Here is a 13,340-nt window from a genome sequence, read left to right on the forward strand (position 1 = left end):
TTCGCACTAGAAACCACTCTCACGCACGCCCAAGGCCGCCAACCGGCGCCAGGCAGCGCCCAGCAGCGACTCGCGGGCACCCTCGAGCACCACCACCCCACGCAACGGCTGGGCCACATCAGCCACATCCGTCAGCGGGCTCAGGCGCACCCCGTACTGCGCCTGCAGCGGCTGGGCCCGCTGTTGGCCATCGCGGCGCACGGCCACCGGGCCATGCCGGTCAGACGCCAGCGCCTGCAGTTCCAGCGCGGCAACCCCGGTAGCATCCACCTGCTCCACGCGCACGGGCAACGCCGCCCGCGCCGGGTCATCGGCAATGAAGCGCCCTTCACTGCCAGCCGCCACGCGCCACAGATCGGCCTCGCCCAAGTAACCACGCAGGCGCACCCCCGGTTCGACGACCCGCCCCAGGGCCTGGCCGGTATTGACCCACTGCCCGGCCTGCAGGTCCCTGGGCATGTCGCGCCACACTCCCGCCCCCGGCGCGCGCAATTGCAAGCGTTCACGCTGCGCGGCAAGGCCACGGTACTCGGCCACTGCCTCGGCCAACTGCTGCTCGAGCACACCGGCATCGCTGGCGGTGGCGCTGCGCCCGGACTGACGGCGCAACAGCAACTGTAGAATTTCTATTTCGCGGCGCACAATCTTCAGGCGCGAATCCAGGTCCGGCGATTCCAGCGCCAGCAGCAACTGCCCCTGAGCGACCGCCTGGCCATCGTGCACCTGCAACTGCTTCACTCGCGCCGCCACAGGTGCATGCAAGGCACTCACCCGCGACGCCTCGAGCATCGCCGGCACCTCCACTGCACCGCGCCAAGGCACGGCCAGCAGCGCCAGCAGCAGCATCAACCCCAGGCCAAGCCCCAGCGTTTTGCGCGGCTGGGCCTGGTCACGGCGCAGCCACCACTGCTGCAGCTCCTTGCATACCGGCAAGCCGATGAACCACACCAGTTCCACCAGCATGAGGAAAATGCCCAGCACCTTGAAGAACAGGTGATACACCGCCAGGGCGATACCAAAGAACAACAGCGCCCGCCAGAGCCAGGCGCCATAGCCCCATAGCAGCAGGCGCTGGCGCATCACCGGTGGCCACGGCTCGGGCATCGTCTCGCCATAGCCGAACAACGCCTCGCGCAAGCGCCACCGGCACAGTGCAAACGCGCGTTGCTGCAGGTTTTCCACACCTAACAGGTCACTGACCAGAAAGTACCCGTCAAAGCGCATGAACGGGTTGAGGTTGACCAGCAAGGTGGTGATCCACGTGGCACTGGCCAGCATGAACGCCGCGGTGCGCAGCGGCCCATCGGGCAGCAGCGACCAGGCCAGCAGTGCCAACACCGCCAGTACCAGCTCGGCGAATACGCCACCTGCATCTATCAGCAGCCGTGAGCGCCGGTCGCTGACGCGCCAGGCATCGCTGACATCGGTGTAGAACATAGGCAGCAGCACCATGAACGCCAACCCCATGCTCTGCACACGGCAACCCGCGCGCTTGGCCATGTAGGCATGGCCGAACTCGTGGCAAAGCTTGGCGAAAGCCAGGGCCAGGCCAAAGGCGAGCATGCCGCCGAGGCTGAACAGGTGCGGGAACGTGGCGATGAAGCGCGACCAGTCACGAATCACCAGGAACAGGCCAAGCACCAGCAGCGCCGGCAGGCCAACGCGCAGCAGCCAGCCACCATGGCGCTCGAGCAGCGGCCAGGTACGGTTGAGAAAGGCATCCGGGCGCCACAGCGGGATGCGGAAGAACAGGTACTGGTGCAATGCTTTGTGCCACAGCCCCTGTTGGCTGGCGGCGGCCTTCACGGCATAGCTCTGGCGCTGCCCCGGGTCCTTGGCGCTAAGCAGGTCGTGGTGGCCGAGAAACGCCAGTAGGTCCTCTACCGCCTGAGTATCCAGGGGCAGGCCCGGCTCGGCATTGGCAGCTGCCAGCACCCGTTGCGGCTCACCCAGCGGCCAGTGGCGGAGCAAACGCACCGCTGCCGCGCCGAGCTTGAAATAACGGCCGCGCAACGGGTCGGCCAAGGTCCATTGCGGGGCACCGTCCAACGCCGGTGCCGCTGGCGAGAGCTGCAGGTCCGCACGCAGCGCCGGCAACATTACAGGCCCAGCCCTTGGCGCAGGGCCGCCAGAGGCCGGCGCAGCAGGTAATAGGCCAATGGCGCGCGTTCGCCGTACAGCTTTGCCGTACCGCGCAGGCCGATGCGTGGTGAGGCCTCGACGAAGGTCGCATCCAGCCGGTAGGCAAGCTGCCCGGCGGCGGTGGTTTGCGCCTCGTAGGCAGCACGTTCAAGCTGCGCCACGTGCCGATGCAGTGGGTCACTGTCAAGGAACAGCGCCACCTCGGCCCCCGGCTGCAGGGCGATGGCATCGCCGACCGGCAATTCCAGGCGCAGTTCGGCCTGCACTGGGTCGGCCAGTTGCATCAGCCGCTCGCCGGTCTGCACCGGTTTGCCAGTCCAGCGCTCGGCATCGGCGAACACCGCGATGCCGTCACGTTCGGCGCGGATCTCGCTGCGCGCCAGCAACTGGTGGGCATAGTCGAGTTCGGCGCGTTTCTGTTCCACGCGTGCGGCCAGCAAGTCCAGGCGCGCGCTGGAGTCGGCATCGGTAAAGGCGCGCTGGGTACTGACCTTGAGTTCGGCCTCTGCCACGCCCAAGGTGCGTGCGGCAACATCGGCCTGGGCCTTGAGGGCGGTGGCATCGAAGCGCACCAGCAAATCCCCCGCCGTCACACGCTGGTTGGGTTTGACCAGGAACTCGGCCGCCACCCCGTCCAGCGGCGCCGCCACCACCCAGCCACCGCGCGGCACCACCTCGGCCGGCGCCAGCACCGACTGGCGCACCGGCAGCAACAGCAACAGCAGCGCTGCCGCCAGCACCGCCAGCAAGCGCCGCCGCGGCCAGCGCAGGCGCCATGGGCGCACCGGGTTCAGCGCCTGCCAGGCATGCGCATAAGTTTCCCCCAACTGCACCAGCAAGGCCTGCTCGGCGGCGTTGAACGCCTGCTCGCGGGCCAGCCACAAGCCGCCGAAGGCCTCACCCTTGCGGTCGTGCAATGGCAACCAGAAGGCTTGCCCTGCCGACAACGCCTGCCAGTCGGCGAGGGTCTGGGCATCCAGCACGCTTGGTTCCACCTCGCCGGCTTGCCCTGCGACACCCGCTGCCTGCAACTTGCCCACGGCACGTTCGACAAAGGCCACGAACGGTGCATTGGCTTCCACCACGCTGATGCCTGTCAGCGCCTGCACCTTGCCGGCGATCAGTAACGCGGCATGGCGAAAACCAAACATCGCCTGGCCGTCGTTGACCATGGCATACGCCAGCTGCTCGGTACTGGTGGCCTGGCGCGCCTGGCGCTGCAGCCCCAGAAACAAGGCGAAGGCCCGCTCCGCCGTACCATGGGCAGCGGCGGTCATGGCTGCTGCGCAAAGCTGGCCGTACCGCTCATGCCCGCCAGCAAACCGTGAGCATCTGCGGGCAGTTCGCCGATCAGCAGCAGCGTCTGGCTGCCTTCATCGATTCGCGCGCCCACACGCTTGACCGTGGCGCCCAGCGGCTGACCGGTTTCATCCGGGGTGAACTGAAAGCTTTGCCCAGGCTTGAGCCTGGCCAGCCAGCGCGAAGGCACCAGCAGCTGGATTTCCAGCGAACGATTGTCCACCACCTCCACCAGCGGTGCGCCGTTGGCGACGCTTTCGTGAGGCTGGGCACGGCGTTGTACCACTCGCCCGTCGAACGGGGCGGTGACCACACAGCGCTTGACCTGCACTTGGTAGACTTGGGCTTCGGCCTGGGCCTGGGCTTGCTTGGCCTCAGCCAGCGATACCTCGAACTGCCCCACCGATTTCAATGCGGCCAGTTGACGGTTGTGGTTGAGCTCTTCGCGGCTTGCGCGCACCGCCGCTTGAGCGGCATTGAGCTGGGCCTGGTAGGCCGAGCAGTCGAAGCGCGCCAGGGTGCTGCCCTTCTTGAAGGCCTCGCCATCAGCATAAGGCATCTCGACGATACGCCCGGCCAGCTCACTGGCCAGCACTGCCTGGTGACGCGCGCGCAACACGCCACGGGCGCTGTGCTCGGCGCCCGTGTTACCGACGCTCGGCGTGTCCAGCAGCGGGTCGCCTGATGCTTCATTGGCCAGCGCCAGTGGCAGGTGCAACATACTCAAGGCCAAAGCCAGTCGAATCCCACGACACATGTTGCACACTCCCTTGCAAGCTAGGAGACCGGAGTGTACGAAAAAAGTGATGGCACGGATACATCACGCCGATCGGGCCATGGTGGCCGATCAACCCGGCCACCATGGAGGCGTCACAGCCGCCACTCAACCGAGCGAGCGCACCACCGCCGCCTGTCGTTCATGCCCCCGCGAAGTGACAATCCCAAGGAAGGAAATCACGATCGCCAAGCCCAAGGTCGAACTCACCTCCACCCGGTGCTCAGGCGTATACATCATCACCGCCAGCGCCCCGCCAATGAAAATGATCACCGCCCAGGTCAGCCACGGGAACAGCCACATGCGGAATTTCAGTTCCGCGTTTTCGCGCTCCAGGCGGCGGCGCATGCGCAGCTGGGAGATGGCGATGACCATGTAAACCAGCAGCGCAATGGCGCCGGAGCTGGCCAGCAGGAACTCGAACACACCCTTGGGTGCGAAGTAGTTGAGGATGGCGATGGCCGCGCCGATCAGGGTGCTGCCGAACACGGCAGCGCGTGGCACGCCGACCTTGGAGGTCTTGTTGAGGAAGGCCGGTGCATCACCGCGCTTGGCCAGTGAGTACATCATCCGCGAAGCGATATAGATCGACGAGTTCATGCAGCTGGTCACGGCCACCAGTACCACCAGGTCGACCATGAAGGCGGCATTGGGGATGTTCATGATTTCCAGCGCACGCTGGTAAGAACCCACCACCGCAAGCTGCGGGTCGTTCCACGGCACGATCGAGATGATCACGAAGATCGACAGGATGTAGAAGGTACTGATGCGCCAGATCACCGAGCGCGTGGCCTTGGCGATGTTACGCGACGGGTCGCTGGATTCGGAGGCGGCAATGGTCACCGCTTCAGTGCCGATGAAGCTGAACATCACGGTGATGAATGCACCAATCACGGCAGACCAGCCGTTGGGCGCAAAGCCGCCGTAGGCGCTCATCAAGCCGCTCAACCCGCTGACTTCGCGGTTGGGCAACCAGCCCATCAGGGCCGCAAAGCCCAAGCCGATGAAGCAAAGGATTGCCGTGACTTTGAGAATGGCGAACCAGAACTCGAACTCACCGTACTTGGCCACGCTGAACAGGTTGGTGCACGCCAGTAGCAGTACGGAACCGAGGGCGAAGATCCAGCTGTCCACCTGTGGGAACCAGGCGTTGAGCACATGCCCGGCGGCCAGTGCTTCGATCGGGATCACCAACACCCAGAACCACCAGTACAGCCAGCCGATGGTGTAGCCGGCCCAGCGGCCGATGGCCTGGTCGGCATAGGTGGAGAACGAACCGGTGTCGGGGTGCGCCACGGCCATTTCGCCGAGCATGCGCATGACCAGCACCACCAGGGTCCCGGCCACGAAGTAAGAAACAATGGTGGCTGGCCCGGCTGCCGCGATGGCGTGCCCGGAGCCGACGAAAAGACCGGCGCCGATGATGCCCGCGATGGACAGCATCGTTACATGACGTGGCTTGAAACCTTGTGCAAGGTTGCCATCAGTTCCCACGGTGTTCATTGATGTTGTTCTCTTTTTGCTGACACAAGGAAGGACGGGCAGGCGTAGGCGAAAATATCTCCTTTGGATTCAATGAGTCGACACCTTGCTTGCGCGCTGTTGTTGATCTTTGGCGCGCGTCACAAAGCAGGGCGTCAGTGCGGTTCGGGGTTCATTTAAGCCGGCTGAGGCTGCAGGAAATTACACGAGAACGCCTCGCAACTGTTCGATCACGACAGCGCTTTTCCATAAACGTCAGATGTCGTGGATGGCATGTCCAGACGCGCCTGATGGCCATTTGAGGGTTTTGTTTTTCATCTGGGTATGCGTAACAGGTACAAAAAAGCCCCGGTCACCCAGGGCCTCTGTTGCTCAGGCGTCTGCCTACGCCTGCCCCGTCCGTTCGAAGCGCCGGGCCAGCAACAGGTAAGCGAAGATCCCCAGCACGCCGTGGGCGGCTACGAACCAAAGTGCGTTGTCGAAGGAGCCGGTGCTGGCCACTACGTAGCCGATCACCAGCGGGGTGACGATGCCGGCAATGTTGCCGATGCCGTTGAACACGCCACCGCACAGGCCGACCATTTTCTTCGGCGCCACATCCGACAGCACCGCCCAACCCACCGCTGCCAGGCCCTTGCCGAAGAATGCCAAGGTCATCAGGGCAATTACCGCCGCGTTGCCATCCACGTAATTGGCCAGCACCAAGGTGGTGGACAACGCCATGCCGATCACGAACGGCGTCTTGCGCGCCCTGGACGGGTGCACCCCACGGCGGATCAGCCAGTCGGACACGAAGCCCCCAAGAATGCCGCCGGTAAAGCCGCAGATGGCCGGCAACGCGGCCACCCAGCCGGCCTCCATGATGGTCATGCCACGGCCCTTGATCAGGTAGATCGGGAACCAGGTGATGAAGAAATAGGTGAGCGCGGTAATGCAGTACTGCCCCAGGTAGACCGCCCACAGGTTGCGGCTGGTGAACAGCTGCGCAAGCTCCGCGCGGGTCGGTTTGCTCTTGGCCGTCTTGCGCTCTTTTTCCAGGTCGACCAGCGCTCCGCCTTCACGCATGTAATCGAACTCTTCACGGCTCAACCCTGGTGCGCTGTGCGGCTCATGGTAAAGGCGGAACCACACCACGCTCAGCAGCAGGCCGAGCACGCCCATCCAGATGAATACCTGCTCCCAGCTCATCGTGTGGGTCATCCACGCCATCAGCGGCGCGAACACCACCACCGCCATGTACTGCGCCGAGTTGAACAGCGCCGATGCGGTACCGCGCTCGCGGGTGGGGAACCAGCAACTGACGATGCGCGAGTTGGCCGGGAATGCCGGTGACTCCACCAGGCCGAGCATGAAACGCATGGAGAACAACGCCACCGCAGCCGACACACCGGCCAGGCCCAGCCAGCCCACTGTGCCTTGCAGCAGGGTGAACAGCGACCAGAGAATCAGGCTGATGCCATATACGCGGCGTGCACCGAAGCGGTCCAGCAACCAGCCGCCTGGCACCTGGCCGAGGGCATAGGCCCAGGCGAAGGCAGAAAAGATCATGCCGAGCATGACCGGGTCCAGGCCAAGGTCTTTGAGTACCTCGGTGCCAGTGATCGACAGGGTGGCGCGGTCGGCATAGTTGATGACCGTGATGACAAAGATCAGCGCCAGGACAAGGAAGCGATGGCGGCCGATTGCGGCGACGGCCTGCGGTGCGGCGACGGCGGATTTGCTGTTCATGTGTACCCTCTTGCTTCTCGATGGAAGCGATTGTTCTTGTGCAGAGAAGGTGTGGCCTTGTGGTGTCGCTAGTGGCCCTATCGCCGGCAAGCCGGCGCCTACAGGTACATCACCGGGCTGTAAAGCAGTGGGCTCCCAGTGGGAGCCGGCTTGCCGGCGATGGGGTTACGCGCAGTTCGGCGGCACCTCGCCGCGGAAGCAGGCTGCGAGGTTGTCCAGCACCATTTGCCCCATTTCCAGGCGGGTCTGCAGGGTGGCGCTGCCTCGGTGCGGCTGCAGGCTGACCTGGTTGAGGTCACACAAAGCCGGTGGCACATGGGGTTCATCGACGAACACATCCAGCCCCGCACCGGCAATGCGCCGTTCGCGCAAGGCCTCGACCAGTGCGTCCTCATCCACCAACTTGCCGCGCGCCACGTTGATCAGGTAGCCCTGCGGGCCCAGCGCGTCGAGCACTTCGGCGCTCACCAGCACCTTGCCGCCATCAGCCGAGGCCGCTACCACCAGCACATCCACCGCACGCGCCAGTTCGACCAGGTCAGCGACGAAGCGGTAGCCACAGCCGTGCTGTTCGCGGCGGCCGTTGTAGGCAATGTGCATGTCGAAGGCGGCAGCGCGGCGGGCGATGGCCTTGCCGACTTGCCCCAGGCCAACGATGCCCAGCGCACTACCACTGACCTTGCGCGCCAACGGCAGGTTGACCGTGCCCCACAAGCCGTCACGCACCAGACGTTCACCTTCGCCCAGGCGGCGCAGTGTGTTGATGATCAACCCCATGGCCATATCGGCCACGTCGTCGGTGAGCACCCCCGGGGTCGTGGTGACATGTATGCCGCGCTTCGCCGCGTGGTGCAGGTCGACAGCGTCGGTGCCGATGCCACTGATGGCGATGATCTGCAGCGCTGGCAGTTGATCCATCAGTGCATTGGCCAAGCCTTTGGCGCCACCGGTGACCACCCCTCGAATACGAGGGCCGACTTCATCGAGCAGTTGTTGAGGATTGTCATGTCGATACAGCCGATGCACCTGGTAGGCACTGACCAGTTGCGCATCGATGGCATCCGGTACCGGCTGGGTGAGCAGCAGCTCGACGGCTGCGGTGTTGTCGTTGTTCATCGTTGATATCCGGCAACTTCAAAGGTGTGACTCGATGCTAGGCCGGCATGCGATACAGGTCTAATATTGATGGTGGATCGAATAATTCAGGAATTGAATCATGGAGCTGCACCAGCTGCGCTGCTTCGTAGCGGTTGCCGAGGAGCTGCATTTCGGCCGTGCCGCCAGCCGCCTGCACATGACCCAACCGCCGTTGAGCCGGCAGATCCAGCTGTTGGAGCATTCGCTGGGGGTGCTGCTGCTCGAGCGCAACAACCGCCAGGCGCGGCTCACACTCGCCGGGCAGAGCTTTCTGGAAGATGCCCGGCGCATACTGCAGATTGCCGAATCGGCCAGCCAGTCGGCCCGGCGCATTGCCCATGGCGAGGCTGGCCGACTGACGCTGGGCTTCACAGCGGTCGGGGCCTACAGCATGATCCCGCGCCTGCTGGTGCACGCCGCCAAGACCGTACCCGACATCGAACTGGTGCTCAGCGAGCGCATCTCCGCAACCCAGGTGCATGACCTGGAGGCTGGGCTGATCGATGTCGGTCTGGTGCGCCAGGTACTGCCCAGCGCGCGCGTGGAGTACCTGCCGATCCACCGCGAGCCCTTCGTCGCTGCCCTGCCCGCCGGCCATGCACTGGCAGCGCGCGAGCGGCTCAAGCCGACCGATTTCGATCAGCAGCCGTTCGTGATGTACAGCGCCAACGAGGGGCGCTACTTCCATGACCGCATCGCCAATCTGTTTGCCCGCCACGAGGTGCAGCCGCGTTATCTGCACCAACTGGGGCAGACGCATTCGATTCTGGGGTTGGTGAATGTCGGGCTGGGCTGTGCGGTGGTGCCGGCATCGGCGCAGGCGCTGCGGCTGGAGCAGGTGGTGTTCAAGCCAATGGTGGGGACGGACCAGCAGGCGGAGATCTTTCTGGCGTATTGCCGGGATAATCCGAACCCAGTGCTGGGCGCGTTTGTGGCGATGGCTCGGGCATTTTTTGAGGCGGGGTGAGGGGGCTGCTGCGCAGCCCAATCGCCGGCAAGCCGACTCCCACAGGTACCCCGCTGCTCTCAAGCTCAGCGCAAACCCAGTGGGAGCCGGCTTGCCGGCGATAGGGCACCGGGCTTCAACGCACCAGGCAAGGCCGCTTGTTATCGAACGTCCAGCCGGGGATCAGGAACTGCATCGCCACACCGTCATCCCGCGCTCCCAGCCCCATGCTGCGGTAGCACTCATGGGCCTTGGCCAGTTGGTCTTCATCCAGCTCCACCCCTAGCCCTGGGCGCTCTGGCACGCGCACATGGCCGTCGACGATGCGCAGCGGCTCGCGGGTAAGACGCTGGCCGTCCTGCCAGATCCAGTGGGTGTCGATCGCCGTGATCTCACCCGGCGCCGCCGCAGCTACCTGGGTGAACATCGCCAATGAAATATCGAAGTGGTTGTTCGAATGCGAACCCCAGGTCAGGCCCCAGTCGTTGCACATCTGCGCCACCCGTACCGAGCCCTGCAAGGTCCAGAAGTGTGGGTCGGCCAAGGGGATGTCCACTGATTGCAACTGGATCGCATGGCCCATCTGGCGCCAGTCGGTGGCGATCATGTTGGTGGCGGTGGGCAAGCCGGTGGCACGGCGGAACTCGGCCATCACCTCACGGCCCGAATAGCCGTTTTCGGCACCGCACGGGTCTTCTGCATAGGCCAGCACGTGGTGCTTGTCACGGCACAGGGCGATGGCCTCTTGCAATGACCAGGCGCCATTGGGGTCAAGCGTGATGCGCGCTTCGGGGAAGCGCTCGGCCAGCGCCGTCACCGCCTCCATCTCCTCTTCGCCACGCAGCACGCCGCCCTTGAGCTTGAAGTCGCTGAAGCCATAGCGCTGCTTGGCGGCTTCAGCCAGGCGCACCACGGCCTCAGGGGTCAGTGCCTTCTCGTGGCGCAGGCGGAACCAGTCATCATCGGCGTCGGCCTCATTGCGGTAAGCCAGGTCAGTCTGCTGGCGGTCACCGATATAGAACAGGTAGCCGAGCATTTTCACCGCGTCGCGCTGCTGGCCTTCACCGAGCAGCGCGGCCATGGGCACATTGAGGTGCTGGCCGAGCAAGTCCAGCAGCGCCGATTCGATGGCCGTCACCGCATGCACGGTAATGCGCAGGTCGAAGGTCTGCAGGCCACGCCCGCCGGCATCGCGGTTGGCGAAGGTCTGGCGCATGGCATTGAGCACACGCTGGTAGTGGCCGATCGGCTGGCCGACCACCAGGCTGCGGGCATCTTCCAGGGTCTGGCGGATCTTCTCGCCGCCGGGCACTTCGCCCAGGCCCGTGTTGCCGGCGCTGTCACGCAGCACCACAACGTTACGGGTGAAGAACGGGCCATGGGCGCCACTGAGGTTGAGCAGCATGCTGTCATGGCCGGCTACCGGGATCACGCGCAGGTCGGTGACCACGGGGGTGCTGGTGTGGAGTGCGGGAGTCGTCTGCATGTTCATGATTGTTGTCTCGCAGTCATCAGTGGGTCTGGCCCAAGGCCGAAGGGGCCTTGAGGTCATTGGAGGGGACGCCCTTTGGGCGAGTGCGCACGAAGAACACCGCAATGGCCGCCAGCACCGAGGTCACGGCCAGGCCGTACAGGCCACCCTGGATCGACCCGGTCTGCTGCTCGAGCAGGCCGAAGGTGGTGGGCGCGACGAAGCCGCCCAGGTTGCCCACCGAGTTGATCAGGGCGATCACCGCCGCAGCGATACGCGCGTCCAGATAGCCTTGGGGGATCGGCCAGAACAGTGACGAAGCCGACTTGAAACCGATGGCGGCAAAGCACACCGCGACAAAGGCGAACACCGGCCCGCCCGTGGTCGACATGAACATGCCAATGGCCGCGATCACCAGGGCAGCAGCCACCCAGGCCTGCTGGAACTTCCAGCGTGAGGAGCCAGCGGCGAAGGCATACATGGCCAGAATCGAGATCAGCCACGGGATGGAGTTGAAGAAGCCGACCTGCAGGTCGCTCAGGTCACCCATGCGTTTGATGATGCTGGGCAACCAGAAGGTCGCAGCGTAGATGGTCAGCTGGATGCAGAAGTAGATCAGGCAGAACAGCACGATCTGGCGGTCCTTGAGCAGGCTCCAGGACGATACCTTGACGGCGCCGGTGGCTTCGCGCTCACGTTGCTCGCGGTCGATGGTATCGACCAACGCGTCCTGCTCGGCCTTGCTCAGCCACTTGGCGTCGTGCGGTTTGGAGTCGAGCCAGAAGAACACGAAGAAGCACAGCGTGACCGAGGCCATGCCCTCGATGAACAACATCCACTGCCAGCCATGCATGCCCAGGCCCTGGATCTGCATCAGCGCGCCGGCCAGTGGGCCGGAGATCAGCGAAGCCAGCGCCGAGCCGCTGAGGAAGATGGCAATCGCCTTGCCGCGTTCGGCACCTGGCAGCCAGCGGGTGAAGTAGTAGATCACCCCAGGGAAGAAGCCGGCCTCGGCAACACCGAGCAAAAAGCGCAGCACGTAGAACTGGGTTTCGTTCTGCACGAATGCCATGGCCGTGGCCACCAGCCCCCAGGTGAACATGATGCGGGTCAGCCACAGGCGGGCGCCGACGCGCTGCAACAGCATGTTCGAGGGCACTTCGAACAGCGCATAGCCGATGAAGAACAACCCGGCACCAAAACCATAGGCCGCAGCGCTGATACCCAGGTCGCTTTCCAGGTGTGGCCGGACGAAGCCGATGTTGACGCGGTCGAGGTAGTTGACGATGAACATGATCACGAACAGCGGCAGGACGTGGCGCTTGACCTTGGCCACGGCGCTGGCCAGCACGTCGCCGCCGTTACGGGCAGACGGATCGAGGGTGTCGTTCACTTGTGTATCTCCCACTAATTGTTTTTGTGCGGGTCGAGGTGGTCTGACATGACAGTGGGCAGAGCATATGCGCGGCGAAGTTGTACGACAAGATGGCGATTGTCGTTAAAAACACAAAATACAAGCTTATAGATCGTATAAAAGCGGCGATAAAGCTAATAAGTTCACTTTTCAGGTTGCCCGGCGCTGCGAAAAAACAGGCAGAAAATATTTTTATCGACTAACTTGTCGTACAAGCTAACTCGCCAACCGGAGCAGCCCATGCCCCAGCAGCCCCGCAAAACAGGCCACAGCCGTGCCCACGACCTGGTCTCCAGCCTGACCCAGCAAATCCTGCTGGGCACCATCAAGCCGGGCGACAAACTGCCGTCGGAAAACACCCTGGTGCGCGAGCACGGTGTCAGCCGCACCGTGGTGCGTGAAGCCCTGTCGAAACTGCAGGCCTCCGGCCTGGTAGAACCGCGCCATGGGATTGGTACGTTCGTGATGGCGCGCCCGGCGCAGGCCGGGTTGCGGGTGGGAGTGGAGAATGCCGCAAGCGTGCGCGACCTGCTGGAACTGCGCATCGGCCTCGAAGGCCAGGCAGCCGCCCTCGCCGCCGTGCGCCGCAACGAACAACACCTGGCACGCATGCGCCAGGCACTGGACGATTATCAGGACCTCGCCGCGGCCGGTGACAGTTGCATCGAAGCGGACCGCCGCTTTCACCTGCTGATCGCCGAGGCCACCGGCAACCTGTACTTCAGCGAGATGATGGCGCAGCTGGGCAATGGCCTGATTCCTCGCAACCGCATGGCCATCGCCGAACGCGCCGGGGCCAACCTGGCGCGGCATGCCTACCTGGCCAACCTGGAGCATGAGGCGATTCTCAACGCCATTGCCCGGCAAGACCCGGATGCGGCGCGGGCGGCGATCTGCCTGCATCTGTCCAACAGCCGGGACCGCTTGTTGCCGGACTGAGGCTGGC

General features: G+C 64.3%; 10 protein-coding genes. 2 read left to right on the forward strand and 8 right to left on the reverse strand.

The window, feature by feature from the left end:
* Positions 1-6: 6 nt before the first annotated feature.
* The 6 genes from IWW33_RS07885 to IWW33_RS07910 form a co-directional block, all read right to left on the reverse strand.
* Complete coding sequence (locus IWW33_RS07885) at positions 7-2,100, reverse strand: biotin/lipoyl-binding protein (protein ID WP_174140968.1); 2,094 nt, start codon at positions 2,098-2,100, stop codon at positions 7-9.
* Positions 2,100-3,419 carry an HlyD family efflux transporter periplasmic adaptor subunit gene (locus IWW33_RS07890; RefSeq protein ID WP_196914262.1) on the reverse strand — a complete coding sequence of 440 codons (1,320 nt, stop codon included), beginning with the start codon at positions 3,417-3,419 and terminating at the stop codon, positions 2,100-2,102. Before IWW33_RS07890 ends, IWW33_RS07885 begins: the two co-directional genes overlap by 1 nt.
* On the reverse strand, positions 3,416-4,162 hold the full coding sequence (locus IWW33_RS07895) for an efflux RND transporter periplasmic adaptor subunit (RefSeq protein ID WP_231386316.1): 747 nt from the start codon (positions 4,160-4,162) through the stop codon (positions 3,416-3,418). The genes IWW33_RS07890 and IWW33_RS07895 overlap by 4 nt, the downstream gene beginning before the upstream one ends.
* 162 nt (positions 4,163-4,324) lie before the next feature.
* Entirely contained in the window at positions 4,325-5,719 is a 1,395-nt protein-coding gene (locus tag IWW33_RS07900) for an amino acid permease (RefSeq protein WP_174140970.1), read from the reverse strand.
* A 363-nt stretch (positions 5,720-6,082) separates the two neighbouring features.
* Positions 6,083-7,426: an MFS transporter gene (locus IWW33_RS07905; RefSeq protein ID WP_046785158.1), complete on the reverse strand. Its 1,344-nt coding sequence runs from the start codon at positions 7,424-7,426 to the stop codon at positions 6,083-6,085.
* A gap of 165 nt (positions 7,427-7,591) precedes the next feature.
* Positions 7,592-8,542 (reverse strand): 2-hydroxyacid dehydrogenase, encoded by a 951-nt coding sequence (locus IWW33_RS07910; RefSeq protein ID WP_115273509.1) that lies wholly within the window; start codon positions 8,540-8,542, stop codon positions 7,592-7,594.
* Between the two features lie 100 nt (positions 8,543-8,642).
* On the opposite strand from IWW33_RS07910, the gene IWW33_RS07915 reads away from it, so the two are divergent.
* Positions 8,643-9,530: a LysR substrate-binding domain-containing protein gene (locus tag IWW33_RS07915; RefSeq protein ID WP_080952079.1), complete on the forward strand. Its 888-nt coding sequence runs from the start codon at positions 8,643-8,645 to the stop codon at positions 9,528-9,530.
* A 115-nt stretch (positions 9,531-9,645) separates the two neighbouring features.
* Here the strand turns inward: IWW33_RS07915 and gudD are convergent, their stop codons facing one another.
* Together gudD and IWW33_RS07925 are read right to left on the reverse strand one after the other, a co-directional pair.
* Positions 9,646-11,001, reverse strand: a complete 1,356-nt coding sequence (gene gudD, locus IWW33_RS07920) for a glucarate dehydratase (protein WP_012312599.1) — start codon at positions 10,999-11,001, stop codon at positions 9,646-9,648.
* Between the two features lie 19 nt (positions 11,002-11,020).
* A complete protein-coding gene (locus IWW33_RS07925; protein ID WP_046785155.1) occupies positions 11,021-12,373 on the reverse strand; it encodes an MFS transporter in 1,353 nt (450 codons plus the stop codon).
* Positions 12,374-12,634: 261 nt separating this feature from the next.
* On the opposite strand from IWW33_RS07925, the gene IWW33_RS07930 reads away from it, so the two are divergent.
* On the forward strand, positions 12,635-13,333 hold the full coding sequence (locus tag IWW33_RS07930) for a FadR/GntR family transcriptional regulator (protein ID WP_039603559.1): 699 nt from the start codon (positions 12,635-12,637) through the stop codon (positions 13,331-13,333).
* Positions 13,334-13,340: the final 7 nt, after the last annotated feature.

The sequence above is a fragment of the Pseudomonas sp. M2 genome (assembly GCF_015751845.1).
Classification (GTDB): domain Bacteria; phylum Pseudomonadota; class Gammaproteobacteria; order Pseudomonadales; family Pseudomonadaceae; genus Aquipseudomonas; species Aquipseudomonas putida_E.

What these genes read in the sequence shown, in the direction of transcription:
- IWW33_RS07885 (WP_174140968.1), bottom strand. Translation starts at nt 2,100, where the DNA reads ATGTTGCCGGCGCTGCGTGCGGACCTGCAGCTCTCGCCAGCGGCACCG.
- IWW33_RS07900 (WP_174140970.1), bottom strand. Translation starts at nt 5,719, where the DNA reads ATGAACACCGTGGGAACTGATGGCAACCTTGCACAAGGTTTCAAGCCA.
- gudD (WP_012312599.1), bottom strand. Translation starts at nt 11,001, where the DNA reads ATGAACATGCAGACGACTCCCGCACTCCACACCAGCACCCCCGTGGTC.
- IWW33_RS07910 (WP_115273509.1), bottom strand. Translation starts at nt 8,542, where the DNA reads ATGAACAACGACAACACCGCAGCCGTCGAGCTGCTGCTCACCCAGCCG.
- IWW33_RS07930 (WP_039603559.1), top strand. Translation starts at nt 12,635, where the DNA reads ATGCCCCAGCAGCCCCGCAAAACAGGCCACAGCCGTGCCCACGACCTG.
- IWW33_RS07915 (WP_080952079.1), top strand. Translation starts at nt 8,643, where the DNA reads ATGGAGCTGCACCAGCTGCGCTGCTTCGTAGCGGTTGCCGAGGAGCTG.
- IWW33_RS07895 (WP_231386316.1), bottom strand. Translation starts at nt 4,162, where the DNA reads ATGTTGCACCTGCCACTGGCGCTGGCCAATGAAGCATCAGGCGACCCG.
- IWW33_RS07890 (WP_196914262.1), bottom strand. Translation starts at nt 3,419, where the DNA reads ATGACCGCCGCTGCCCATGGTACGGCGGAGCGGGCCTTCGCCTTGTTT.
- IWW33_RS07905 (WP_046785158.1), bottom strand. Translation starts at nt 7,426, where the DNA reads ATGAACAGCAAATCCGCCGTCGCCGCACCGCAGGCCGTCGCCGCAATC.